The sequence below is a fragment of the Sandaracinobacteroides hominis genome (genome assembly GCF_016464365.1).
In the GTDB taxonomy this organism is placed as follows: domain Bacteria; phylum Pseudomonadota; class Alphaproteobacteria; order Sphingomonadales; family Sphingomonadaceae; genus Sandaracinobacteroides; species Sandaracinobacteroides hominis.
Genome location: NZ_JADCUC010000002.1, coordinates 212,421 through 235,000, shown reverse-complemented (window position 1 = coordinate 235,000; position 22,580 = coordinate 212,421). Strand labels below are relative to the sequence as shown.

At 64.4% G+C, this 22,580-nt stretch carries 25 protein-coding genes and 1 rRNA gene (1 of these 26 only partly in view); 2 read left to right on the top strand and 24 right to left on the bottom strand.

Features of this window, described 5'->3' with window-relative positions:
* Positions 1-936 (bottom strand): 16S ribosomal RNA (locus IM784_RS05705) (it extends 549 nt beyond the left edge of the window).
* Positions 937-1,489: 553 nt separating this feature from the next.
* Positions 1,490-1,918, bottom strand: a complete 429-nt coding sequence (locus IM784_RS05700; RefSeq protein ID WP_199554341.1) for a CBS domain-containing protein — start codon at positions 1,916-1,918, stop codon at positions 1,490-1,492.
* 65 nt (positions 1,919-1,983) lie between these two features.
* Between IM784_RS05700 and IM784_RS05695 the strand changes: the two genes are divergently transcribed.
* Positions 1,984-2,256: a hypothetical protein gene (locus IM784_RS05695; RefSeq protein ID WP_199554340.1), complete on the top strand. Its 273-nt coding sequence runs from the start codon at positions 1,984-1,986 to the stop codon at positions 2,254-2,256.
* A gap of 115 nt (positions 2,257-2,371) precedes the next feature.
* On the opposite strand, the gene IM784_RS05690 is transcribed toward IM784_RS05695, so the two are convergent.
* From IM784_RS05690 to hisS, 4 genes are all read right to left on the bottom strand, one after another.
* The gene (locus tag IM784_RS05690) at positions 2,372-3,247 is read right to left on the bottom strand and encodes a DUF4167 domain-containing protein (protein WP_199554339.1); all 876 of its coding nucleotides are present in this window, start codon (positions 3,245-3,247) and stop codon (positions 2,372-2,374) included.
* Between the two features lie 407 nt (positions 3,248-3,654).
* Positions 3,655-4,485: a peptide chain release factor N(5)-glutamine methyltransferase gene (gene prmC, locus IM784_RS05685; protein ID WP_235976594.1), complete on the bottom strand. Its 831-nt coding sequence runs from the start codon at positions 4,483-4,485 to the stop codon at positions 3,655-3,657.
* 17 nt (positions 4,486-4,502) lie between these two features.
* On the bottom strand, positions 4,503-5,585 hold the full coding sequence (prfA, locus tag IM784_RS05680; RefSeq protein ID WP_199554337.1) for a peptide chain release factor 1: 1,083 nt from the start codon (positions 5,583-5,585) through the stop codon (positions 4,503-4,505).
* A 6-nt stretch (positions 5,586-5,591) separates the two neighbouring features.
* Positions 5,592-6,932 (bottom strand): histidine--tRNA ligase, encoded by a 1,341-nt coding sequence (gene hisS, locus IM784_RS05675; protein WP_199554633.1) that lies wholly within the window; start codon positions 6,930-6,932, stop codon positions 5,592-5,594.
* Positions 6,933-7,051: 119 nt separating this feature from the next.
* Here hisS and IM784_RS17400 point away from each other — a divergent pair, with 119 nt between their 5' ends.
* Entirely contained in the window at positions 7,052-8,851 is a 1,800-nt protein-coding gene (locus tag IM784_RS17400) for an LnmK family bifunctional acyltransferase/decarboxylase (RefSeq protein WP_199554336.1), read from the top strand.
* A 35-nt stretch (positions 8,852-8,886) separates the two neighbouring features.
* Here IM784_RS17400 and IM784_RS05665 read toward each other — a convergent pair whose 3' ends face one another.
* The 18 genes from IM784_RS05665 to purB form a co-directional block, all read right to left on the bottom strand.
* Positions 8,887-9,543 (bottom strand): glutathione S-transferase family protein, encoded by a 657-nt coding sequence (locus IM784_RS05665; RefSeq protein WP_199554335.1) that lies wholly within the window; start codon positions 9,541-9,543, stop codon positions 8,887-8,889.
* A gap of 38 nt (positions 9,544-9,581) precedes the next feature.
* Entirely contained in the window at positions 9,582-10,052 is a 471-nt protein-coding gene (locus tag IM784_RS05660) for a GNAT family N-acetyltransferase (RefSeq protein WP_199554334.1), read from the bottom strand.
* Positions 10,049-11,203 (bottom strand): flavodoxin-dependent (E)-4-hydroxy-3-methylbut-2-enyl-diphosphate synthase, encoded by a 1,155-nt coding sequence (gene ispG, locus IM784_RS05655; protein ID WP_199554333.1) that lies wholly within the window; start codon positions 11,201-11,203, stop codon positions 10,049-10,051. Before ispG ends, IM784_RS05660 begins: the two co-directional genes overlap by 4 nt.
* Positions 11,204-11,758 (bottom strand): peptidoglycan-associated lipoprotein Pal, encoded by a 555-nt coding sequence (pal, locus tag IM784_RS05650; RefSeq protein ID WP_199554332.1) that lies wholly within the window; start codon positions 11,756-11,758, stop codon positions 11,204-11,206.
* A gap of 93 nt (positions 11,759-11,851) precedes the next feature.
* Positions 11,852-13,177 carry a Tol-Pal system beta propeller repeat protein TolB gene (tolB, locus tag IM784_RS05645; RefSeq protein WP_199554331.1) on the bottom strand — a complete coding sequence of 442 codons (1,326 nt, stop codon included), beginning with the start codon at positions 13,175-13,177 and terminating at the stop codon, positions 11,852-11,854.
* Positions 13,174-13,983, bottom strand: coding sequence for a TonB C-terminal domain-containing protein (locus tag IM784_RS05640; protein ID WP_199554330.1), 810 nt, complete (start codon positions 13,981-13,983; stop codon positions 13,174-13,176). The genes tolB and IM784_RS05640 overlap by 4 nt, the downstream gene beginning before the upstream one ends.
* The gene (locus IM784_RS05635) at positions 13,980-14,420 is read right to left on the bottom strand and encodes an ExbD/TolR family protein (RefSeq protein ID WP_199554329.1); all 441 of its coding nucleotides are present in this window, start codon (positions 14,418-14,420) and stop codon (positions 13,980-13,982) included. Before IM784_RS05635 ends, IM784_RS05640 begins: the two co-directional genes overlap by 4 nt.
* Positions 14,420-15,097, bottom strand: coding sequence for a protein TolQ (tolQ, locus tag IM784_RS05630; RefSeq protein ID WP_235976639.1), 678 nt, complete (start codon positions 15,095-15,097; stop codon positions 14,420-14,422). Before tolQ ends, IM784_RS05635 begins: the two co-directional genes overlap by 1 nt.
* A gap of 145 nt (positions 15,098-15,242) precedes the next feature.
* Positions 15,243-15,704: a YbgC/FadM family acyl-CoA thioesterase gene (locus IM784_RS05625; protein WP_199554328.1), complete on the bottom strand. Its 462-nt coding sequence runs from the start codon at positions 15,702-15,704 to the stop codon at positions 15,243-15,245.
* A gap of 8 nt (positions 15,705-15,712) precedes the next feature.
* A complete protein-coding gene (gene rplS / locus IM784_RS05620) occupies positions 15,713-16,102 on the bottom strand; it encodes a 50S ribosomal protein L19 (RefSeq protein ID WP_199554327.1) in 390 nt (129 codons plus the stop codon).
* Between the two features lie 94 nt (positions 16,103-16,196).
* A complete protein-coding gene (trmD, locus tag IM784_RS05615) occupies positions 16,197-16,880 on the bottom strand; it encodes a tRNA (guanosine(37)-N1)-methyltransferase TrmD (RefSeq protein ID WP_199554326.1) in 684 nt (227 codons plus the stop codon).
* Positions 16,877-17,257, bottom strand: coding sequence for a type II toxin-antitoxin system VapC family toxin (locus IM784_RS05610; protein ID WP_199554325.1), 381 nt, complete (start codon positions 17,255-17,257; stop codon positions 16,877-16,879). The genes trmD and IM784_RS05610 overlap by 4 nt, the downstream gene beginning before the upstream one ends.
* Positions 17,250-17,519 carry an AbrB/MazE/SpoVT family DNA-binding domain-containing protein gene (locus tag IM784_RS05605; protein ID WP_199554324.1) on the bottom strand — a complete coding sequence of 90 codons (270 nt, stop codon included), beginning with the start codon at positions 17,517-17,519 and terminating at the stop codon, positions 17,250-17,252. The genes IM784_RS05610 and IM784_RS05605 overlap by 8 nt, the downstream gene beginning before the upstream one ends.
* 31 nt (positions 17,520-17,550) lie before the next feature.
* Complete coding sequence (gene rimM, locus IM784_RS05600) at positions 17,551-18,072, bottom strand: ribosome maturation factor RimM (protein ID WP_328799459.1); 522 nt, start codon at positions 18,070-18,072, stop codon at positions 17,551-17,553.
* A gap of 5 nt (positions 18,073-18,077) precedes the next feature.
* On the bottom strand, positions 18,078-18,545 hold the full coding sequence (gene rpsP / locus IM784_RS05595; RefSeq protein WP_199554323.1) for a 30S ribosomal protein S16: 468 nt from the start codon (positions 18,543-18,545) through the stop codon (positions 18,078-18,080).
* 64 nt (positions 18,546-18,609) lie between these two features.
* Positions 18,610-20,043 (bottom strand): signal recognition particle protein, encoded by a 1,434-nt coding sequence (ffh, locus tag IM784_RS05590; RefSeq protein WP_199554322.1) that lies wholly within the window; start codon positions 20,041-20,043, stop codon positions 18,610-18,612.
* A gap of 343 nt (positions 20,044-20,386) precedes the next feature.
* Positions 20,387-21,043: a PEPxxWA-CTERM sorting domain-containing protein gene (locus tag IM784_RS17085; protein WP_235976593.1), complete on the bottom strand. Its 657-nt coding sequence runs from the start codon at positions 21,041-21,043 to the stop codon at positions 20,387-20,389.
* 162 nt (positions 21,044-21,205) lie between these two features.
* Positions 21,206-22,525, bottom strand: coding sequence for an adenylosuccinate lyase (purB, locus tag IM784_RS05580; RefSeq protein WP_199554321.1), 1,320 nt, complete (start codon positions 22,523-22,525; stop codon positions 21,206-21,208).
* Positions 22,526-22,580 lie beyond the last annotated feature (55 nt).

Sequence of the window (22,580 nt, the reverse complement as noted above, 5' to 3'; positions counted from 1 at the left end):
CAAACGCTGGTAAGGTTCTGCGCGTTGCTTCGAATTAAACCACATGCTCCACCGCTTGTGCAGGCCCCCGTCAATTCCTTTGAGTTTTAACCTTGCGGCCGTACTCCCCAGGCGGACAACTTAATGCGTTAGCTGCGCCACCGAAGCACCAAGTGCCCCGACAGCTAGTTGTCATCGTTTACGGCGTGGACTACCAGGGTATCTAATCCTGTTTGCTCCCCACGCTTTCGTACCTCAGCGTCAACAATGGTCCAGTAAGCCGCCTTCGCCACTGGTGTTCCTCCGAATATCTACGAATTTCACCTCTACACTCGGAATTCCACTTACCTCTCCCATGTTCAAGTCTTCCAGTTTCAAAGGCAATTCCGGAGTTGAGCCCCGGGCTTTCACCTCTGACTTAAAAGACCGCCTACGTACGCTTTACGCCCAGTAATTCCGAACAACGCTAGCCCCCTCCGTATTACCGCGGCTGCTGGCACGGAGTTAGCCGGGGCTTATTCTCCCGGTACAGTCATTATCTTCCCGGGTAAAAGAGCTTTACAACCCGAAGGCCTTCTTCACTCACGCGGCATTGCTGGATCAGGCTTTCGCCCATTGTCCAATATTCCCCACTGCTGCCTCCCGTAGGAGTCTGGGCCGTGTCTCAGTCCCAGTGTGGCTGATCATCCTCTCAGACCAGCTAAGGATCGTAGCCTTGGTAGGCCTTTACCCCACCAACTAGCTAATCCTACGCGGGCTCATCCCTGGGCGATAAATCTTTGGACTTACGTCATTATCCGGTATTAGCAGTCATTTCTAACTGTTATTCCGAACCCAAGGGCAGATTCCCACGCGTTACGCACCCGTGCGCCACTAAGGCCGAAGCCTTCGTTCGACTTGCATGTGTTAGGCATGCCGCCAGCGTTCGTTCTGAGCCAGGATCAAACTCTCAAGTTCATTTCCGAACAATCACCCGGATGGAATTTCCGAATGAAAGCCCGTTTCAAGGAGCTCATCTTCTGCACAACGTCTACTGACTTATATTTGCAGATCATGATCCAAAGATCACAACCTGTCACAAGCGTATGCGTTGAGACATATAGACGAACTTAGTACCACGACACCGAGCCTTGAAGCCCCGGACGTGGAACCGCCGTCCACATGTCCCTTCATCTAAACCAACAATGAGAAATAGCGTCACCAATTCCTGCCGGTCTTTAACCACCGGCCAAACCTCTCGGCTTGTAAAGGAGCGCCCCTACCTGCCAGACCTCCTTGCGGAGCGTTCCACCCGAAGGCGAAACCGGCCGGCCATCTGTCCTCCAGGATAGTTCCTGGTGGAGAGCGGCGAGCCGTCGTAGTCGGTAGCGACTTGGTGAGGCGGCTTATGGCGACGCCCCTCCTGCCCGTCAACAAGTTTTTTCCGGCCTTTCATCGAAACGTCACTTTTTTTGGAGCGACGCGGCCAATTCGGGCCAGACCGCCAACTCTACGCAATTTTCGGAAAGTTTCAACCCGTCGCGATATAATCCTTCAGCGCGAGCGCCTCTTGCTCCGCTTCCTCGATCCGGCGCTTCACCAGGTCTCCGATCGAAACCAGCCCCACCAAAACGCCCGAATCAACCACAGGAAGGTGCCGAATCCGCCGATCCGTCATCAATTCCATCGCGTCGGCGATCGAATCCTGGGGCGAAATCGTGATCACCGGCGCCGTCATGATGTCGCGCGCCGTCAGATTCAGCACCTCGCCCTGGTGTCCGCCCAGTCCACGAATCACATCGCGTTCGGAAACAACGCCAACCACCGAATCCGAGTCGATCACCAGAACCGCGCCGATTCGGCGGGTCGTCAGCTCTCCAACAATGTCCGTGACGCTCGAATCGGGCGCAACCGAAGCAACTTCGCTGCCCTTGGTCCGCAATATGCTCGAGATTCCCATCCGCCAGTCTCCCCCAGCTCTCTCTCGTCGCTTGAATGTCACCCAATTCCGTCCAAATGGAAAGCATGAACAAGTCGCATGCCCAACAGCCGAATCGGGCGGCGCGATTCGCCGACGCCCGTCGCCGATTCGTCCGGCTCCTGAAATTCATGTTCGCAGCCAGCCTGGTCGTGCTCGTGCTCGCCTTCGGCTGGTTCCACCACACCAACACGCCCATGCCGCTGCCCTTCATCGGCGCCATCGCCGTCGCGGTGATCGGCTCGCTGATGCTCACCGCCGCGCTGATGGGCCTGGTCTTCTTCTCGGCGGCCAGCGGCGCCGACGACGAAACCGAATAAAACGGATCGGCCCCCGGAAGCGAAACCGCTTCCGGGGGCCGAACTCCACCCTGACTCCTTGTGCACCCCACAAGAGGTGCGGGCCGAACCCGACCCATTGCCCGATACTAAGGGCTCACCCTTCCACCGGCGCCGCCTCCGTCTTGCGCGGACGACCACGGCGCCGCGGCTTGGGCGCCTCCTCGGCCCCTTCCGCCGGCGCTTCCCGTTCAGCCGCCACGTCGCGCTCAACAGGCGCTTCGCGTGCGGGAACACCGCCGAAAGCAACCAGAGCCGCTTCGCCGTCCGACATCCGAAGCTCGATCGTCTCGCCGATCACGCGACCGCCATCCTGCTCGGCATCCCGGCTCCGCTCGGCACGCTCCGGCCTACGCTCCTGCCAGCGGCGCGGACGCTCGCCCGGATCGGCGCGCTCCCCACGCTCCGGCCGCTCACTCCGTTCACCCCGGTCACCCCGGTCGGAATCACCGCGCTCCCCGTCATTGCGGTCGCGATCCTGGCGGTCCCGCTGCTCATAGCGCGGACGCCGCTCGCCACCGTCCCGGTTCCCATCGCGGTTGCCGTCCCGATTGCCGTCCCGATTGCCATCGCGATTGCCGTCCCGGCCGGCATCACGGCCCTGCTCGCGCGGCTGCTCGTCGCCACCGTCCATGCCGGCGTCGTCATCGCCCTGCTGGTCATCCTCGAACTGGTCGAACACCCCGCGGCGCGCGCGCATTTCCTCCTGACGGATGCGGGCATCGTTCAAGACGCGGAAATAATGGTCCGAGTGCTGCAGATAATATTCCGCCGCCACCCGATCGCCGGCCTGGTGGGCATCCCGCGCCAGCTGCTTGTACTTCTCCAGCAGCTGGTGCGCATTGCCCCGCATCTTCACGTCCAGCCGGTTCGCGCTCTGTCCGCCAGAGGCCATCCCCATCGGGCGCGGATTGCCGCCGTTGTTGCCACCACCGCCGCGACGCCGTCGACCACCGCTCTGCCTGTTCTGCATATCGTCGTTAAGTCCTCTAAACCTGCAACCCGGTTGCAGACGGGCATCCGGCGACCCTTTGCCACCGCCCGAACTTGCCCGCTTTCCAGAACCCCGAAGGCAGACTCCGCCTGTCACGCTGGCTCGCCCACGCAGGACGTAGCCCGAATTCCAAAGTCGGAACCTTCAAAGCCCACCGGATTCCCGAAGCCGCCGATTTCACATGATCATCGGCAGCATACGGCCCGCCATCCCGCCCTGCCTGTCCCCCCAAACCGCCAATTCAGGTAAACCCAAATCAGGGAACCAAACGGCCATTCAACCGGTCGGCGATGGATGGGGGCAAGGCCGGCCGGCTCAATCCGGCTGCGCTGCCCCACTTCTCTAGACGGGCATTTCCCGGTTGCCAAGCAGAATTGGAGCCAGACTCAATGCATCCCGTCCCGCAACAAAATTGCGCGCGGCCGCCCGGAGAGATCATTCGCCAACCGCGATGCCAACCCAGCCTCCGCCGCCAGCGCCCCCAGCGCCACCTCCTGCCCGACCCCGAATTCAAAGATCGCCACCCCGCCAGGCGCCAGCAGCCCGGCCATGCGCGGAAACAGCAGCCGATAGGGATCCAGCCCATCCACCCCGCCAAACAAGGCAGAAGCCGGCTCGAACAAGGCCACGTCCGGCATCAGCTCGGCACCCGCTTCTATATAGGGGGGATTGCACAGGATGAGGTCGAACCGCCCCTCCACCCCCTCTACCCAGTCGCCGGCCCGAAACGTCGCCCGATCCGCCAGCTCCAGCCGCGCGGCATTGTCCCGCGCCACAGCCAGCGCCGCCTCCGAGAGATCGATCCCCAGCCCCCGCGCCTCCGGCCATTCCGACAGCACCGCCAGCAGCAAGGCCCCGGATCCTGTCCCCAGATCCAGCACCCGCTCCGGCGGCCGCCCGCGAAAATGCGCCAGCGCCTCCGCAACCAGCGTCTCGCTGTCGGGCCGCGGCACCAGCACATCCCGGTTCACCCGGAACGGCAGGGACCAGAACTCCCGCTCTCCCAGGATGTGCGCCACCGGCTCATGCGTCCGCCGCCGCGCCAGCAGCCGCTCGAAGCGCACCGCATCGGTTTCGCTCACCGCCTCGCGGCTCGCCAGCACAGCCAGCCGCTCTTCCCCCAGCACATGCGCCAGCAGCAATTCCGCATCCAGCCGCGGCGTGTCGCCCGGCAAAGTCTCCGCCGCCCCGCGCAAAAGCGCATGGCGATCACGCATGTTGGTCGCCATCCGGCTCAGGCATCCAGCGCCGCCAACCGCTCCGCTTCATCCTCGGCAATCAAAGCCGTCACCAGCTCCTCCAGCCCGCCGCCTTCCAGAATCTCCGGCAACCGATGCAGCGTCAGGTTGATTCGATGATCCGTCACCCGCCCTTGCGGGAAATTATAGGTGCGGATCCGCTCGGACCGATCGCCCGACCCCACCATCGCCTTCCGGTCCGCCGACCGCGCGCTCGCCAGCTTCTCCCGCTCCATGTCATACAGCCGGCTGCGCAGCACCTTCAGCGCCTTCGCCTTGTTCTTGTGCTGGCTCTTCTCATCCTGCTGGATCACCACCAGCCCGCTGGGCAGGTGCGTGATCCGCACGGCGCTGTCGGTGGTGTTCACGCTCTGCCCGCCCGGCCCCGAAGACCGATAGACATCGATGCGCAGATCCTTGTCGGCGATCTCCACATCCACTTCCTCGGCCTCGGGCAGCACCGCCACCGTCGCCGCCGAAGTATGGATGCGCCCCTGCGCCTCGGTCGCCGGAACCCGCTGCACGCGGTGCACGCCGCTCTCGAACTTCATCCGCGCAAACACGCCTTCGCCGTTCACGCCCATCACCACTTCCTTGAAGCCGCCCAGCTCCGCCGGCGAAGCACTGATCGTCTCCACCCGCCAGCCGCGAAGCTCGGCATAGCGCTGGTACATCCGCGCCAGATCGCCCGCGAACAAGGCCGCCTCATCCCCCCCGGTCCCGGCGCGGATTTCCAGAATTGCCGGCTTCGCATCCGCCGAATCCTTGGGCAGCAGCTTCAGCGCCAGGGCCCGCTCGGCCTCCGGCAACCTGGCCTTCAGCTCCGGCAATTCCTCCGCCGCCAGCTCGCGCATCTCGGCATCGGCAGACGCATCGCCAACCAAGGCCTCCAGCTCCGCCAGCTCCCGGCGCATAGCCGCCACCGCGCGCGCCGCATCCGCGGCAGGCGTCAGCTCCGCATAATCCTTGGACAGCGAAACAAAACGCGAAGGCTCCAAAGCCGGATTCGACATCTCGCTGGCCAGCGCTTCATGCCGTTGGATCAGCTGCGCCAGCCTTTGGTCGGGCAGATGCACCATCAGCGCCTATGTCCTGGAAAAGAATGAGAGATTGCCTGGCCCGTCTTCATTTTGGTCGCCTGAAAAATCCAACGCATGACCGTTCGCCAAGGCATTCTTGATATCATTGGCAAAGATGAGTGTTTCATCTCTAGAATCGGTTCCTCTTTTTGGTTCGACGCCAACCGATTTGCTTCCAAACGTCGGTGCGTTAACCATTAGAATGATTTTCGGTTGTCTCTTTTTGGCCTTTTCGAAGCGCTTATTGGGAGAGCCCGCCAGGACTGCCTCTGCCGGCAAACCCACCGAATGCAGTGCAGCTACCAACTCGTGACAATAATCGTCTGAGCGCCCATCCTCAGACGTAACAGCGATCATGCCTTCGAGCGGCTCCTCAAATGGCGCCAGCATCATCAACCGCTCGATCCCACCAGCCCAGCCAACCGCCGGCGTGCTCGGCCCGCCCATGCTCTCGATCAGCCCGTCATAGCGCCCGCCGCCAATCACCGTCGCCTGCGAACCCAGGGCATCGCTCACAAACTCAAAAGCCGTATGCCGGTAATAATCAAACCCGCGCACCAGCCGCGCAGCCCGCTCAAACGCCACCCCGCTAGCCTGCAGCCCCCTCTGCACACTCTCGAAAAACGTGCCCGCCTCTGCACTCATATAGCCGTCGATCGAAGGCGCCGCCTCCACCAGAGGCCGATCCTGCGCTTCCTTCGAATCCAGAATCCGCAGCGGATTCGTCTCCAGCCGCTTCAAACTCTCTTCGCTGAGCGCATCTCGGTGCGCCGAAAAATGCGCCACCAGCGCCTCGCGCCACTTCCCGCGAGTCTCCGCATCGCCCAGCGTATTCAGCTGCAGGGTCACCCCGGCAACACCCAGCTCCTTCAGCAGCAAATCCGCAAAGGCGATCAATTCCACATCGGCCGCAGGCTCAGCCGCCCCAATCACCTCGGCATCAATCTGGTGAAACTGCCGATAACGCCCCTTCTGCGGCCGCTCGTACCGAAACAGCGGCCCCGCAGTCACCAGCTTCAGCGGCGCAAACTGCTGCCACCCTTCCGAGATATAGGCCCGGCAGATCCCCGCCGTAAACTCCGGCCGCAACGTCAGCGATTCGCCGTTGCGATCCTCGAACGTGTACATTTCCTTCGAAACCACGTCCGTCGTCTCGCCCAGCGTCCGCGCAAACACGCTGGTAAACTCCACCACCGGCACCTGCACGCCCTTGAAGCCGAAGCGCCGCCCGACATCGCGGAACGTCTCCACCACATGCTCGAACCGCGCCGCCTGATCTCCCAGGAAATCCTGCATGCCCCGCACGGGTTGCGCCTTCGCCGGCTTCTGCTGCTTCACATCGCTCATGGCGTGCGCGCCTAGCAGCAGCACGCCGCACACGCAAAGCCGCGCCATGCTGCACTGCAACAACTTGACAGCCTGCCCACCCGCACCGCATCAACCCCGCGTCAACGCAGGGAGCAAGCATGGGCCTCGTCCGCAATCTTACCGACCGCGCCATGGTCCGCCTGCACAGCCGGCGCGAATATGAAAGCCCGGAGCTCCGCGCCTACTTCAAGCAGCATTATGATATCGAAGTCGGCCTCTACACCATCGGCGCCTTCGATCGCTGGCGCATCCCGCCCGGCAGCCGCATCGGCCGCTACTGCTCCATCGCCCGCTCGTCGCGGCTGCTCGATGCCGATCACCCGATCAGCGCGCTCAGCACCCACCCCTATTTCTACCTCGGCCAGTTCGGGCTCGTCGGCAAGGACCAGCTGCACCTCATCGCCCCGGTGATCGAGGACGACGTCTGGATCGGCCACAACGCCATCATCACCCCCTCCTGCAACCACATCGGCCGCGGCGCCATCGTCGGCGCCGGCGCCGTCGTCACCAGGGACGTCCCCCCCTACGCCATCGTCACGGGAGCCCCCGGCAAGCTCGCCCGCTTCCGCTTCGATCCCGACACCATCGCCGTGATAGAGGCCAGCCGCTGGTGGGAGCTGAGCCGCGAGGAACTCGCCGCCGCCGGCAAGGCCGCTCCCCTGTTCCTGCTGCAACCCAGCCGCGAAACCGCCGCCCCCTTCTTCGCGCATCTGGGCCGCGATCTGCCGCCGCCCTATGTCTACAAGGCGGAAAGCGCCTCCCCGCTCGCCCGCGCCGGCAAGGCCGAACTTCTCACGCTGCTGAAAACCGAAATCCCCGATTTCGATGAAGCGCACCCGGAAACGCCTTTCAACCGCCTGTCCATCGACAGCTTCGGCCTCATCACCCTGCGCATCGGCATCGAGCAGCTGATCGGCGGCCAGATCAGCGACCGCGAATGGGGCGCCCTGCAATCCCCGGCAGATCTGCTGTCCCTCGCAGGCTCCACCACCACCGCCGCACCAGCAGCGAAACCCAAAAAATCCGTCAAGACAGCCGCAGCCCCCAGCGAAACCGTCACCACCGCCGGCACCCGCCCCGCCTCCGAAGCCCGGCGACAGGTCATCAACATGCCGCAGATGGCGATGCGCGGCCTCTCCGAATCCTGGCTGTTCAAGGAAATGGGCGATCTGCACTGGCACACGCTGTGCAAGGGCCTCGAAACGCCCTCCTCGGCAATCGCAGACAGCGAAGGCAGCCGCCTCTACGCCACCTTCACCCGCATCCGCCTGGAGCTGCAGGCCCCGCTCACCGACTTCCGCGAAAATCAGGAGCTGCTCCTCGATCTCGCCCCCAGCCGATTCGGCGCCGGCATGTTCTTCGGCGACATAGAAATCAGCGGCGAAACCGCCACGGCCCACGCCTCCCTGATGACCAGCTTCTCGAAGTTCGGCGAGGCCGGCGCCAACACCTCGCTGATGAAGGGCCAGCCGGTCATCCCCGAAGGCTGCGAAATCCCCAGCCTCACGGCCGCCCCCGAATTCGCCGCCGGCTACCGCGCGCTGCGCGCCGAGGAGCTGCCGCCCGCCCTCTTCGAAACCAGCTACGAAATGCAGCCGGTGCACGACATCAACGGCGTCGGCCTGCTCTATTTCGCCGCCTATCCGATGATCGCCGACATCTGCGCCGCCCGCCATTTCGGCCCCGAGCTGCTGTCCCGCCGCAGCACCACGCTGCGCGACATATGCTATTTCGCCAACGCCATGCCCGACGAAATCCTCGTCTATCGCCTCCACGCCGAACAGACAGAGGGCGACCGCCTCCGCTACCGCGCCACCCTCTCCCGCAAGAGCGACGGCAAGACCATGGCTCTCATCGAAACCGAAAAGCAGACGGTGGATCTTCCGCCAATCAAGTAAGGCAAGCCCCGCCGTCCGGAGGCAAAAAAGCCGCCTCAGTCCCGATCAGGTGCCCCCAAGGGAAAATAACGCCGATACGGCCGTGCCTCATCCACCACATGCACCACCGACGGCCGCGCCAGCAACCGCGCCCGATAGGCCTGCAGGCCGGGGCAGCTATCGGGAATGGCCTCCACCCAGTCGGCATAGAAGAGCGCCGGCGCCGCCGCGCAATCCGCGATTCCGAAATCCCCGCCAGAGCCCCATTCGCGCCCGGCCAGTTTCTTCTCCAGCCAGCCATAGCTGCGCAGCAGCTGCCCCTTGGCCTGCACCACCGCCCGCACGCTGCGCTCGGCTTCCGGCGCCAGCGCATCGTTCACCACCTTCTGCATCACCTCGTTGACGTAATCGTCGAAGATCTCCGCCATCATCCGCGCCTCCAGCGCGTCCGTCGGGTCAGGGGGCACCATCGGCGGATCGCCCGGCGCATGGAGGTCCAGATATTCGATGATCACATTGCTTTCGCAGATCTCGCACTCGCCATGCACCAGCACCGGGAACTGGCCGATGGGCGCCATCTCCGCCAACCGCGCCGAGTTGTCGGGATGCCCGGGGTCCACGTTGCGAAAGCGAAACTCCACCCGCCGCTCATGAAGCGCAATCAGCGGCTTCCAGGTGAACGACGAAAAAGGATGCCCATAAAGCTCGAACATCGAATGCCTCTCCCCGGTTTCCCGCCATTCCGGCGCGATCAGCTCCCCAACGTCTGCAGCGCCTCGCCCTCCAGTCGCCAGGTCTCCCAACCCGTGGCGTGCCGCGCGCCCAGCATTTCATAGAATCCCTTGGCGCTCACATTCCAGTCCAGCACATTCCATTCCATCCGGCCGCAATTCTCGGCCACGGCCATCCCCGCCAGCCGCTTCAGCAGCGTCAGCCCCAGCCCCTGCCCGCGCACCTCCGGCGCCACGAACAGGTCCTCCAGGAACAAGCCGCGCTTCCCCGTCCAGCTGGAAAAGTTGAAGAAATACAGCGCCATCGCCACGGCCCGCTCACCGTCAAAGGCCAGCAAGGCGCGCACATACCCGGCCGCCAGCGCCTCGCGGGCGCCGGCCTCCGTCATCTTCACCTTGTCCAGCTCCTTCTCATATTCGGCCAACGCCTTCACCAGCGCCAGCACATGCCCGGCGTCGTCCGCCGTGGCTGCCCGAATGGAAATGCTCACTCGGCCGCCTGCAAAGTCTCCGCAGCCAGCTTAGCCGCCTCGATATCGGCGGCCTTCGCCCGTTCTATCTGGTCGGCCTTCGCCTCCACCAGCTTCACGATATGCTCGACGATGGCCTCGTCCGCCACATGGTGGTCGGTCACGCCCGACAGATAGACCATATGCTTGCCGTTGCCGCCACCGGTCAGCCCGATGTCGGTCTCGCGCGCTTCTCCCGGCCCGTTCACCACGCAGCCCAGCACCGACAGGCTCAGTTCGGTGGTGATATGCGCCAGCCGCTTCTCCAGCTTTTCCACGGTGCGGATCACATCGAAACCCTGCCGCGCGCAGCTGGGGCAGGAAACGATCTTCACGCCCCGCGCCCGGATGCCCAGCGATTTCAGGATGTGATAGCCAACCTTCACTTCCTCTTCCGGCTCGGCCGACAGCGATACGCGGATGGTGTCACCCACCCCGCCCCACAACAGCATGCCCAGCCCGATCGAGGATTTGACCGTCCCGCCGATCAACCCGCCCGCCTCGGTAATTCCCAGATGCAGCGGATAGTCCGACCGCGCCGCCAGCTCGTTATAGGCAGCGACCGCCATGAACACGTCGCTGGCCTTCACCGAAATCTTGAACGCGTGGAAGTCGGCATCCTCCAGCAGCTTCGCATGCTCGAACGCGGATTCCACCAGAGCCTCGGGGCAAGGCTCGCCGTACTTCTCCAGAAGGTGCTTTTCCAGCGAACCGCCATTCACCCCGATCCGGATCGAGCAGCCATTCGCCTTCGCCGCCCGCACCACTTCCTTCACCCGCTCGGGCGAACCGATGTTGCCCGGATTGATCCGCAGGCAGGCAGCCCCCGCATCGGCCGCTTCCAGCGCCCGCTTATAGTGGAAATGGATGTCGGCAATGATCGGCACCTTGGCGGCGCGCGTGATCAGCGGCATCGCCGCCGTCGCCTCCACCGTCGGGCAGCTCACGCGGATCATGTCCGCGCCCACTTCCTCGCACCGGCGGATCTGGTCGATGGTCGCCGCCGCATCCTCGGTCGGCGTGTTGGTCATGGTCTGGACCGCAATGGGCGCGTCTCCGCCCACCGGCACCTTGCCGACCATGATCTGCCGGGATTTGCGGCGGTGAATGTCCCGCCAGGGTCGATGCGACACTTAACGTCCTCCGGTCACCACCGTCACGGCGCGACGGTTCTTCGCCCAGGCTTCCTCGTTCGAGCCATCAACCGCCGGGCGCTCCTTGCCATAGCTGATGATCGACATCCGGTCAGCATCCACACCCTGCGCGGCAAGGAAATTCTTCGCCGCATTCGCGCGACGCTCGCCCAGCGCCAGATTATATTCCCGCGTCCCGCGCTCGTCGGCATGGCCTTCGATCGTCACCCGCACATTGCTGTTCTGCGCCAGCCAGCCGGCCTGCGCGCCCAGGATCTGCCGCGCCGGCTCGTCCAGCCCATAGCTGTCCAGCGCAAACAGCACGGTATCGGAACCGGCGGCCTCGATCAGCGCCGCCTGGCTGCCCGGCAGGGCAGTAGATCCGACCGGTTCGGCCGGCGGCACCGTGCCCGCCTGGTCGATGGCATTGTTCGCCGGTGGCTGCGCCGGCGCCGGCTGCCACGCCTCGGGCGGCAGCACATCGCGGTTCTTGGTGCAGCCGGCCACTGCCAGCGCCCCCGCGATCAGGATCAGGGGAAGGGCCTTGCTGTTCATTCTTGTCTCCTTACGCATGCTTTCTCCCGAATGGAATCATTTCAACAACGGCCCCGCGTCGGCCGAGAGGCCGACCACAGGAAACTGTCGGGGTCATTTCAACAAAGGACCCCACGCCGGGTCGCTCGCTTCCAGGGGTGTCGGTATCCGTCGGTCATTCCGCCCGGTCAGGTCGATCGAGCGCAGGCTGGACTTGCCGCCGCGCTCGGTGCGGCTGAACAGGATCACCCGCCCGTTCGGCGCCCAGCTGGGGTTCTCATCCTGCCAGCTATCCGTCAGCAGCCGCTCGCCGGAGCCATCGGGCTTGATCACCGCCACACGGAACTTGCCGCCCTGCATCCGGGTAAAGGCAATCAGGTCGCCGCGCGGGCTCCACACCGGGCTTGCCGCCCGCCCGTCGCCAAAGCTGATCCGCTGCGCACCCGATCCATCGGCATTCATCACATACAGCTGCTGCGAACCGCCCCGGTCGCTCTCGAACACGATCTTGCGCCCATCCGGCGAAAAGCTGGGCGAGGTATCGATCGAATTGCCGTTCGTCAGCCGCCGCGTCGCCCGCGTTCCCACGTCATAGGCATAGATGTCGCTGTTGCCGGCACGCGTCACGCTGAACACCAGCGTCCGCCCGTCCGGCGAAAAGCGCCCGGCAAAGCTCATGCTGTCGAACTCGCCCACCGTCTGCTGCGCGCCGGTCGAGATATTGTAGATCATCACCCGCGGCCGGTCGCCGGCAAAGCTCATATAGCTCAGCGTCTCGTTCACCGGCGAAAAGCGCGGCATCAGCACCAGCGATTGCCCGCTCGTCAGGAAGCGGTGGTTCGCCCCATCCTGGTCCATCACCGCCAGCCGCTTCACCCGCTTCGTGCGCGGGCCACTTTCCGCCACATAGACGATGCGGCTGTCGAAATAGCCGCTCTCCCCCGTCAGCCGCGAATAGACAAGGTCGGAGCATTTATGCGCCGCCCGCCGCCAGCCCGCCGGCGTCACGGTAAAGCCCTGCCGGATCAGCTCCTCTTCCGAGAACACGTCATAGAGGTAACAGCCGATGGTCAGCGTCCCGTCCGGGTTTGCCGTCACGAACCCCGTCACCAGCGCCTGCGCGGCAGCGGTGCGGAATGCCGCGAACTGCGGCGCCGTCACCTCTCCGACGCCCGGAGCCGGAAAGGCGGAGGCCGAAATCGGCTTGAACAGCCCGGAGCCGGCCAGATTGGCGGAAATGATCCCCGCCACCTGCCGCCCCAGCTCGGCGGTATTCCCGGCCGCCGTCTGCGCCGAAGCCCCGGTCGGGAAAACCGGCACGGCAATCGGCATCGGCGCCTCGGTGCCGCTGGTAATGTCGATCCTGAGCTGGGCCGCAGCCGGCGCCGCCAGCATCGCAGGAGCAGCCAGCAGCAGCAGCGCAAGAAATCGCAGGATCATGTCATCAGCCTCGGATCGAAGTTCAGTTCAAACTCCTTCCAGTATGGAAAGAGGTCATCGGGCAATTGCAGCGGCGCACAGCGAAGCACCGCCCGCTTCGCCGTCTCCACAAACGCCCGGGCATAGGCCTGGTTCCCGGCCGTCGCGCCGGTCTGGCTGACAAATTCCGGTGCTCCCGCCACGCTGCCGTCGCGGTTCAGCCGGATCCGGAGCACGGCGGTCATCCCGGAAACGTCGGCTCCGCCGATCGGCGGGTTCCAGCACGGCGCGATCTGCGCCCGGATCGCCTGCTCCAGCGTCGCCGCCTGGATCGCCGACAGCTTCGAGTTCTTCGGAATCGCCTTCTCGATCGTCTTCGCAAACTGCGACGTGTCCTTCGGCTTCACCGGCGCCTCGGGCTTCGACTTGTCGATCAGGCTCGCCATCGCCCCGGGGTCAAAGCTCTCCTTCGCCTTGGCCGGCGGCGCAAGCTTCGGCTTCGGCGCCTTCGCCGCCTGCTCGGCAATCGCATCCTGCGGCGCGGTATCGTCCGGCGCCTTCACATCGGGGGCAGGCGGCGTCGGCAAGACCGGCGCTTCCGCCACGCTCTCATAAGGCGCAGGCGGCCCGGCCTCGCGCGGCGCGGCGTCCATCGAAGGCTTCGGCGGCTCCGTCACCTGCGCCACATCGGTGATGTTCACAAACTCCACCGGCGTCACATCCGGCTCCGCCACCATCGACAAATGGCTCGCCAGCCCCAAAGAGAGCCCCAGCAGCAACAGCAGGTGCAGACCCGCCGCCAGCAAGAGCGCGCGCCCTTCCGTCACCCCTTCGGCTCCGGCGCCTGCGGACTGTTCACCAACGCCACCCTGGAAAAGCCGGCCCCGGTCACATCCGCCAGCAGGCTCGCCACCTGCCCATAAGGCAAGCCGGCGTCAGCCCGGATCACCACCCGCACATCCTCGCCCCGCGCTTGCTTCAGCGCCGCCAGCCGCGTCGCAAAGGCCGCATCGGAAAGCCGCTCGTCCCCGATCGACCGCCGCCCCTGCCCGTCAATGGTCACCGAAAGCGGCTCGGTATCGCTCGGCAGCGCCTTCGCCGCCGTCTTCGGCAGATCCACCGCCACGCCCGTCACCAGAAGCGGCGCCGCCACCATGAAGATGATCAGCAGCACCAGCATCACGTCCACCATCGGCGTGACATTGATCTCGGCCATCGGCTGCCGCCGCCGGCTTTTCCGGCTCTGGCCTACACCCATGGCCATCAGCTCACGCCATCCAACTCGCGCGACATCAGGGCATGAAAAGCCGAGGAAAAGCCCTGCAGCCGATCTTCCAGCCGGGTGATCCGGTGCAGCAGCCGGTTATAGCCGATCACGGCGGGAATGGCGGCAAAGAGGCCGATGGCGGTTGCAAACAGCGCCTCGGCAATGCCGGGCGCCACCACTGCCAGCGAGGTATTCTGCGTGACGCCGATGGCGATGAACGCCCGCATGATCCCCCACACCGTCCCGAACAGCCCCACGAAGGGCGCCACGGAGCCAATCGTCGCCAGCACGTTCAGCCGGTCGGACAGGTCGGAAACGCTGCGGTCGATGGAGGCCGCCATCACATTGCCAAGGCGCGCCCGCACGCCCTCGCGGTCGACGTTCGCACGTCCCTCAACCGAGGCCTGCCATTCGTCCATCCCGGCGCGAAACAGGTCGGCGGTCGGATGCTGGCCCTTCACCGCGTCCAGCTCGTCCAGCGTCTTCGCCTTCCAGAACTTCTCTTCAAAGGCCGCCGCCTCGCGGTCGATCTGCTTCAGCCGCCGCGTCCGCTCGAAAATGATCGCCCAGCTCCATACGCTCGCCAGCAGCAGCCCGATCATCACCGCCTTCACGACAATATCGGCCTGCAGGAACAGCGCCCAGGGAGACATCGTCTCCGCGGTCTTCAACATCACTTCGTTCAACGCGTCACTCCGGCTGGGGGCGGGCCAAATCGGGTTACATCTCCGAAATGTCGTTCAACGGCTTTACGGCATGTGAACGGCCCGGCTCAAGAGTCCGCGCGCCGGCCGAAAGGCCAAACTCAATGCGCAAAGCTCATCGAGCCTGTGTATGCGGCAGCATGGAGCGGAACTTTTCCACCCAATCGGCAGGCTGCCGACGCGGACGCCCCTCAGGCGTCAGGAACCCGGCCCGCACCGTCGCCTCGATCAGCAGCTCACCCCCACGCAGGATACGCTGGTCCATCGTCACGCTCGCCCCACCAATCGAAAGGCAACGCGTTTCCACCACCAGATCATCCTCCAGCCGCGCCGGCCGCACATAGCGGATCTGCAGATCGGCAACGGCATAGACGCCCTCGCCAGCCTCGAACGCCGCCCGTTGGGCAATCCCCAACACCCGCAGCAGATCGCTTCGCCCCCGCTCCATGAAGCGCAGATAGTTGGCGTGATAGACAATGCCGGAAAGGTCCGTGTCCTCGAAATAGACACGGACCGCAAGCCGGTGCACACCGGCATCGATCTGTCCGGAAGCCGGCGCGGGAAACACGCCGGCCATCGGGAATCCTAAGCTTCGGTCTTTTCGGCAACCGGGCGCGCATCGCGGCGCTCGGCGATACGGGCAGACTTGCCGGAGCGGCCACGCAGATAATACAGCTTGGCACGACGCACGGCGCCGCGACGGACGACTTCGATCGTCTCGATGATCGGCGAGTAGAGCGGGAAGTTCCGCTCCACCCCTTCGCCAAAGCTGATCTTGCGAACCGTGAAGCTGGAGCCCATGCCCTTGTTCGCGCGCGCAATGCACACGCCTTCGAACTGCTGCACGCGGGTGCGCTCGCCTTCCTTCACCTTCACGCCGACACGAAGCGTATCGCCGGGGCGGAAATCGGGAACAGCACGAGCGGCCTTCAGCTTGGCAATATTCTCGGCTTCGATGGTCTGAAGCAGGTTCATTCTTGTCTCCATATCCCCCCGCGAACCCTGTGGCCCACGGGAATCTGCCCTCTAGGGGGCTGGTTGGGTCGCCAGAGGGCGGATGCTTCGGGAATTATTCCTCCAGCAGGTCAGGCCGCCATAGCCTCGTGTCCTCGTGTGACCTCTGCTTGCGCCAGGCCTCGATCTTCCCATGATCACCAGAAGTCAGAACCTCGGGTATTCCATGCCCCTCCCACACGGCGGGTCGGGTATAGTGCGGATATTCCAGAAGGCCCTTTTCAAAGCTCTCTTCGTCTCCGCTAGAAGCGGCGCCCATTACGCCAGGAAGCAGCCGAACACAAGCATCCAGCAGCGCCAGCGCCGCAACTTCTCCGCCGGAAAGAATAAAGTCCCCCAAAGCAACGGGTTCCACATTCCGCCCCAGGAAGATGCGCTCGTCGAATCCCTCGAATCGCCCGCACAGCAAGGTAACGCCCGGTCCCGCCGCCAGCTGCCGCACCCGTTCCTGCGTCAGCCGGGGCCCGCGCGGCGTCAACGCCAGCACCGGCGCCTCGGGGCTGGCCGCACGCGCGGCATCCACAGCCCGCGCCAGCACATCCACCCGCAGCACCATCCCCGGCCCACCGCCAGAGGGCGTGTCATCCACGTTCCGATGCCGCCCCTCGGCAAAATCCCTCAGCTGCAACGCGTCCAGCCGCCAGGCCCCCTCCGCCATCGCCCGCCCCGCCAGCGACACGCCCAGAGGCCCCGGAAACATCTCCGGGTAAAGCGTCACGACCTGCGCCCGCCAGCTCATGCCAGCCAATTCTCGATGGAAAGGCCGGGCACATCGGCGAAGTCCGGAACATTGTTGGTCACCAGAACCGCGCCAAGGCTCAGGCATTGCGCGGCGATCAGACGATCCAGCCGTCCGCGCCTAAACGGCAGGCCAGCATATTGTTCGGCGGCCGCCTCGTCGTAAGGCAGCACTTTCACAAAGCCGAACAGCTCGCGCGCCACGCCCTCGTCGCTGCCCGATCGCCGGAATCCCAGCATGACTTCCCCAAAACAGATACTGGAGGTCACAAGCTGCCTCTCATGCTCTCGCATCCGCTTCCGCAGACCCTCTCGGCCGCCGCCGAGAAACGCAATGCAGATATTGGAGTCGAGCAGAAATCGCCGAGCTTCAATCAAGCTTTATCCCCAGCAGGTGCCAGTCCAGCTTACGCTCCTCAAACTCGCGGTCCTCGGGTGGAATGGGCTTCAGCCCCGGCACCGAACCATAGAGGTCATCCAGCGCCCGCGCGCGCGCCGATCTTACAGGCTCGATCACATACCGCCCCTGTTCCTCGCGCACGATCACTTCCTGCCCCAGCTCCAGCGGATAGTCCGCCGGCAGCCGCACAGCCTTGCTGTTCCCCGATTTGAAAACCTTCGTGCTGCGCGGCACACCCATGGCCCATCTCCGTATATACGACCTGTATATACTAAACCAGCCACTCCGCCGCAACAACAACCCGCTCGCCCACCTCAGGCACAGCCGCGGGTATCAAAGGCACCAGCACGCTTCCGCCGGCAGCCTTCAAAATATCCAGCACATCCGAGGCGCCATAATTCTCGACGCCAATCACCTGTCCCACCTCCACCCCATCCGAGGTGAACACGGGCAGTCCGACCAGGTCGTGCCAATAATATTCGCCCTCCGGCAAGGCCGGCAGGCTTTCGCGTGGCACCGTCAGCAGCGTCCCGCGCAGGGCTTCCGCCGCCGTCCGGTCGCCGATCTCGGCAAAGCGCGCAACAGCACCCTGCGGCCCGGGCCGCAAGGCCTTCAGGGTCAGCATCCGCCCACCCGCATCGAACTGCCTGTGCGCTTTCACGCCATCGGGCGAGGCGGTGAACAACTTCAACCGCACCTCGCCCGTGATACCGTGGGCGCCGGCCACGGCGGCCAGAACCACCGGACGGGCGCCGGCGACAGCCGCCAGAACGACTGGCCGCCCGGCGCCCACCGAAATCAGCCTTCAGCCTGCTCGGCGGCAGCTTCTTCAGCAGGCGCTTCAGCCGCCACTTCAACCGCAGGCTCTTCGGCGGCCACTTCTTCCACCGCCGGGGCAGCAGCAGCTTCAGCGGCCGCTTCCGCAGCGTCGGCCGCCTTCTGCGCCTTCACTTCGGCACGTTCCTTGGCCTTTTCGCCGGGTTCGCCCTTCGAAGGGTTGCTCCTGGCGGCTCGGGTGCGCAGGCCGGCGGCATCCAGGAAACGGGCCACGCGGTCCGAAGGCTGGGCGCCAACCGACAGCCAGTGCGAAGCGCGCTCGGTGTCCAGCGTCACGCGCTCGGCCGAATCCTTCGGCAGCAGCGGGTTATAGGTGCCGATCTTCTCGATGAAGCGGCCATCGCGCGGGGCGCGGCTGTCGGCCACGACGATACGATAAACCGGACGCTTCTTCGCGCCACCGCGCGTCAGTCGAATGGAAATTGCCATGATCTTCTTCCTTGCTATCTAAGTCTCTGTTTAAACTTGTATTTCTGCTCGAAGCCATGCGGCCTCATCGCTTGAATTTGAAACCACCGGGCAGCTTCGGCATCATGCCCGGCGGCAGCGCCGGCATCTCGCCGGCACCGCCGGGCATTCCGGGCATCCCGCCGCCGCCAAACATGCCGGCCAGCGCACCCAATCCGCCCATCTTCTTCAGCCGCTTCATCGCGGTTTCCATGTCGGCGTGCATCTTCAGGAGCTTGTTCACCTCCTGCACCGTCACGCCCGACCCCTTGGCGATGCGGATCTTCCGCCGCGCATTCAGGATCTCCGGCTTCGCCCGCTCCTTTGGCGTCATCGACAGGATGATCGCTTCCAGCCGCGCAACAGACTTGTCGTTGACCTTGCCCGCAGCCATCGCCTGCTCGGCCTTGGCCATGCCCGGCAGCATCTTCGCCAGCGCACCCAGCCCGCCCATCTTCTTCATCTGGCGGAACTGCGCGAGCAGGTCGGTCATATCGAACTTGCCCTTGGCAAGCTTCGCCGCCATCGCCTCGGCTTCGGCCACATCGATCGTCTCGGCGGCGCGCTCCACCAGCGAAACGACGTCGCCCATGCCCAGGATACGGCCGGCCGCACGCTCCGGATGGAAGGCCTCCAGCGCGTCGATCTTCTCGCCGGTGCCGACAAACTTGATCGGCTTCCCCGTGATGAAGCGCATCGACAACGCCGCGCCGCCACGGGCATCGCCGTCCATCCGCGTCAGCACCACACCGGAAAGCGGCACTTCGCGGCCGAAATTCTCGGCGACGTTCACGGCATCCTGCCCGGTCAGCGCATCGACCACCAGCAGCGTCTCCGCCGGCATCGATGCCTGCGACACCGCCTTCATCTCCGCCATCAGCGCCTGGTCGACATGCAGCCGGCCGGCGGTGTCCAGCATCAGCACGTCAAAGCCCTGCAGCTTCGCCGCCTGCAGCGCCCGGTTGGCGATATCCACCGGCTGTTGCCCGGCGATGATCGGCAGCGTCGCCACGCCAACCTGCTCGCCCAGCACCTTCAGCTGTTCCTGCGCAGCCGGGCGATTGACGTCCAGCGACGCCATCATCACCTTCTTTCCGCGCTTTTCCTTCAGCAGCTTCGCCAGCTTCGCCGTCGTCGTCGTCTTGCCCGAGCCCTGCAGACCCACCATCATGACGACGGCAGGCGGGGTCACCCCCAGCTCCAGCTCGGCATTCTCGCCGCCCAGCGTTTCCACCAGGCAGTCGTTGACGATCTTCACGACCTGCTGCCCGGGCGTCACCGATTTCAGCACTTCGGCGCCGACGGCGCGCTCGGTCGCCCGGTCGACAAAGTCCTTCACCACCGGCAGCGCGACATCGGCTTCCAGCAGGGCAATGCGCACCTCGCGCATGGCGGCGCGCACTTCCAGCTCGTTCAGCGCGCCGCGACCGCGCAGCTTGTCGAACACGCTGGAAAGGCGCTCGGACAGGCTCTCGAACATCAGGCTTTCACCTTCAAGGTCACGGCGTCATCGTCTCCATTTGCCCCGTCTCCGGTTAGGAAGGTCTCCGGTTACGAAGGCCCCCGCCTCGCCATGTCCCCGCCGGCCCAATCGCATGGGCACAACGCAAAACGCGCCGGTGGGCGAACCTTCGCTGACCGGCGTGCATCCTTGGACACGCGAAAACAGGTTTCGGGTGCAGTGCGGGCGGGCCTATGCCGCGCCACCCGCCAAAAGTCAAGTTCGCGCACCGTTCCGCACAAGCCGGCGCCGCGAGGGACGGACAACGAAAAAGGGCGGGGCCGTTTCCGGCCCCGCCCCTATTCTCAGTTCAGCGCTGCAATCAGGCCGAAACGACCGACAGCGTGGTCTTGCGGCGACGCAGCGAGAAGCCAACCATGCCGAAGCCAGCGATGAGCATCGCCCAGGTGGCGGGCTCAGGCACGACACCGCTGGAGAGGTTCACGAAGGCGTACTGGTCGTCATTATAGTCGAAGTCGCTCTTCCGGTTTCCATCGTGGTAGCCCATGATGTCCTCGAAAGCGAGATAGGTATAGTCGCCCAGCGGAACGCCGAAGTCACCACCACCATAGCTGGCCGAGTAAACTTCCTGCAGGCCGCCACCGTTGAGCGCCGGATCCGAGAAAATCTCGTTGCCGGCAACGACAGCAGGCTTGGTCAGCGTCAGCTTGAACACGAATTCATCGCCGGCGGTAAAGTCGCCGAGATCAAAATAGGCGCCCGGCGCCGTCGTGAAGTTGTACATCACGGGCGTGAAGGCGCTACCGTTCACGCTGTACGAGAACTGGGCACCATAGGAAACGGTGATGCCGCCCAGCCAGTAGAAGCCGACTTCACCGTCGCTAGCAGCCGTGAAGCTGTAGCTCGCGGTGTTCGGCGTCTTGATCGGCGAATAAACCGGGACCACGGCGTTGGCCGGGGCGGTAAAGCCAGCAGCAGCCGCAAGGGCCAGTGCCGGAAGCGCAAACTTGAAGTTCATTCGGTTGCTCCTCTGTTGGAAACTAAATCCACCAACAAGGGATGCAAGCATCGTGCCAAACTTCTAATGCCCTTGAATCAACAGCTTACAAAACAGCTGGACCCGAAAATGTAAGCAAAGTTTACACACCTCGCCATTTTCGATGCAGTGCAGCAAACAAGCTCAGTTCGCCGAACCGAACACCCTCTCGAATATGGCATCGATACTGCCAAAATGATGATCAAGCCCAAAGAGAGAGTCGAGTTCAGAGTCACTTAGGCACTTTGTCACATCCGGGTCCGCCCCCAGCAGATCCCTTAGCTGCAGTGCACCATCCGATTCCCAGACCTTCATCGCATTGCGCTGCACGATCAGATAGGATGCCTCCCGCGAACCCCCCGCCTGCGTCAGTGCCAGAAGTACGCGCTGCGAATGCACCAGCCCGCCCATCCGGTCCAGATTGCGCTGCATCCGCTCGGGATAGACCAGCAGCTTGTCGACAACCCCGGCCAGCCGCGCCAGCGCAAAGTCCAGCGTGATCGTCGCGTCCGGCGCAATCCCGCGCTCCACCGACGAGTGCGAGATATCCCGCTCGTGCCACAGCGCCACATTCTCCAGCGCCGGCGTCACCGCAGACCGCACCAGCCGCGCCAGCCCGGTCAGATTCTCCGTCAGCACCGGATTGCGCTTGTGCGGCATCGCCGAGCTGCCCTTCTGCCCCGGCGCGAAATACTCCTCCGCCTCCAGCACTTCGGTCCGCTGCAGGTGCCGCACCTCGATCGCCAGCCGCTCGATACTGCTGGCAATCACCCCCAGCGTCGCGAAATACATCGCATGCCGGTCGCGCGGGATCACCTGCGTGGATATCGGCTCGATCGCCAGCCCCAGCTTTTCCGCCACATGCGCCTCAACCTGGGGCGAGATATTCGCAAACGTCCCCACCGCCCCCGAAATCGCGCAGGTCGCAATCTCCGCCCGCGCCGCCACCAGCCGCGCCTTGCAGCGGTCGAACTCGGCATAGGCCTGCGCCAGCTTGAACCCAAAGGTCACCGGCTCCGCATGAATGCCGTGGCTCCGCCCGATCGTCGGCGTCATCTTGTGCTCGAACGCCCGCCGGCGGATCACCGCCAGCAACGCATCCATGTCGGCAAGCAGGATGTCCGTCGCCCGCACCAGCTGCACCGACAGGCAGGTGTCCAGCACATCCGAAGACGTCATCCCCTGGTGCATGAAGCGGGCCTCATCCCCCACCTGCTCCGCCACCCAGGTCAAAAACGCGATCACGTCATGCTTCGTCACCGCCTCGATGGCGTCGATCGCCGCCACATCGATGGCCGGCTTCGTCGCCCACCACTTCCACAGCGCATCGGCCGCGGATTGCGGCACCACCCCCAGCTTCGCCAGCGCTTCGGTCGCATGCGCCTCGATCTCGAACCAGATCGAAAAGCGGGTTTCGGGCGACCAGATGGCCACCATCTCGGGGCGGGAATAACGGGGTATCATGGGCGGGGGGCTTAAACCGCACGACCGATGGCCGCAAGCAAAACGGACGCGGGGG

What these genes read in the sequence shown, in the direction of transcription:
- IM784_RS05700 (WP_199554341.1), bottom strand. Translation starts at nt 1,918, where the DNA reads ATGGGAATCTCGAGCATATTGCGGACCAAGGGCAGCGAAGTTGCTTCG.
- IM784_RS05695 (WP_199554340.1), top strand. Translation starts at nt 1,984, where the DNA reads ATGAACAAGTCGCATGCCCAACAGCCGAATCGGGCGGCGCGATTCGCC.
- IM784_RS05690 (WP_199554339.1), bottom strand. Translation starts at nt 3,247, where the DNA reads ATGCAGAACAGGCAGAGCGGTGGTCGACGGCGTCGCGGCGGTGGTGGC.
- prmC (WP_235976594.1), bottom strand. Translation starts at nt 4,485, where the DNA reads ATGCGTGATCGCCATGCGCTTTTGCGCGGGGCGGCGGAGACTTTGCCG.
- prfA (WP_199554337.1), bottom strand. Translation starts at nt 5,585, where the DNA reads ATGGTGCATCTGCCCGACCAAAGGCTGGCGCAGCTGATCCAACGGCAT.
- hisS (WP_199554633.1), bottom strand. Translation starts at nt 6,932, where the DNA reads ATGAGCGATGTGAAGCAGCAGAAGCCGGCGAAGGCGCAACCCGTGCGG.
- IM784_RS17400 (WP_199554336.1), top strand. Translation starts at nt 7,052, where the DNA reads ATGGGCCTCGTCCGCAATCTTACCGACCGCGCCATGGTCCGCCTGCAC.
- IM784_RS05665 (WP_199554335.1), bottom strand. Translation starts at nt 9,543, where the DNA reads ATGTTCGAGCTTTATGGGCATCCTTTTTCGTCGTTCACCTGGAAGCCG.
- pal (WP_199554332.1), bottom strand. Translation starts at nt 11,758, where the DNA reads ATGAACAGCAAGGCCCTTCCCCTGATCCTGATCGCGGGGGCGCTGGCA.
- tolB (WP_199554331.1), bottom strand. Translation starts at nt 13,177, where the DNA reads ATGATCCTGCGATTTCTTGCGCTGCTGCTGCTGGCTGCTCCTGCGATG.
- IM784_RS05635 (WP_199554329.1), bottom strand. Translation starts at nt 14,420, where the DNA reads ATGGCCATGGGTGTAGGCCAGAGCCGGAAAAGCCGGCGGCGGCAGCCG.
- tolQ (WP_235976639.1), bottom strand. Translation starts at nt 15,097, where the DNA reads ATGTTGAAGACCGCGGAGACGATGTCTCCCTGGGCGCTGTTCCTGCAG.
- IM784_RS05625 (WP_199554328.1), bottom strand. Translation starts at nt 15,704, where the DNA reads ATGGCCGGCGTGTTTCCCGCGCCGGCTTCCGGACAGATCGATGCCGGT.
- rplS (WP_199554327.1), bottom strand. Translation starts at nt 16,102, where the DNA reads ATGAACCTGCTTCAGACCATCGAAGCCGAGAATATTGCCAAGCTGAAG.
- trmD (WP_199554326.1), bottom strand. Translation starts at nt 16,880, where the DNA reads ATGAGCTGGCGGGCGCAGGTCGTGACGCTTTACCCGGAGATGTTTCCG.
- IM784_RS05605 (WP_199554324.1), bottom strand. Translation starts at nt 17,519, where the DNA reads ATGGGTGTGCCGCGCAGCACGAAGGTTTTCAAATCGGGGAACAGCAAG.
- rpsP (WP_199554323.1), bottom strand. Translation starts at nt 18,545, where the DNA reads ATGGCAATTTCCATTCGACTGACGCGCGGTGGCGCGAAGAAGCGTCCG.
- ffh (WP_199554322.1), bottom strand. Translation starts at nt 20,043, where the DNA reads ATGTTCGAGAGCCTGTCCGAGCGCCTTTCCAGCGTGTTCGACAAGCTG.
- IM784_RS17085 (WP_235976593.1), bottom strand. Translation starts at nt 21,043, where the DNA reads ATGAACTTCAAGTTTGCGCTTCCGGCACTGGCCCTTGCGGCTGCTGCT.
- purB (WP_199554321.1), bottom strand. Translation starts at nt 22,525, where the DNA reads ATGATACCCCGTTATTCCCGCCCCGAGATGGTGGCCATCTGGTCGCCC.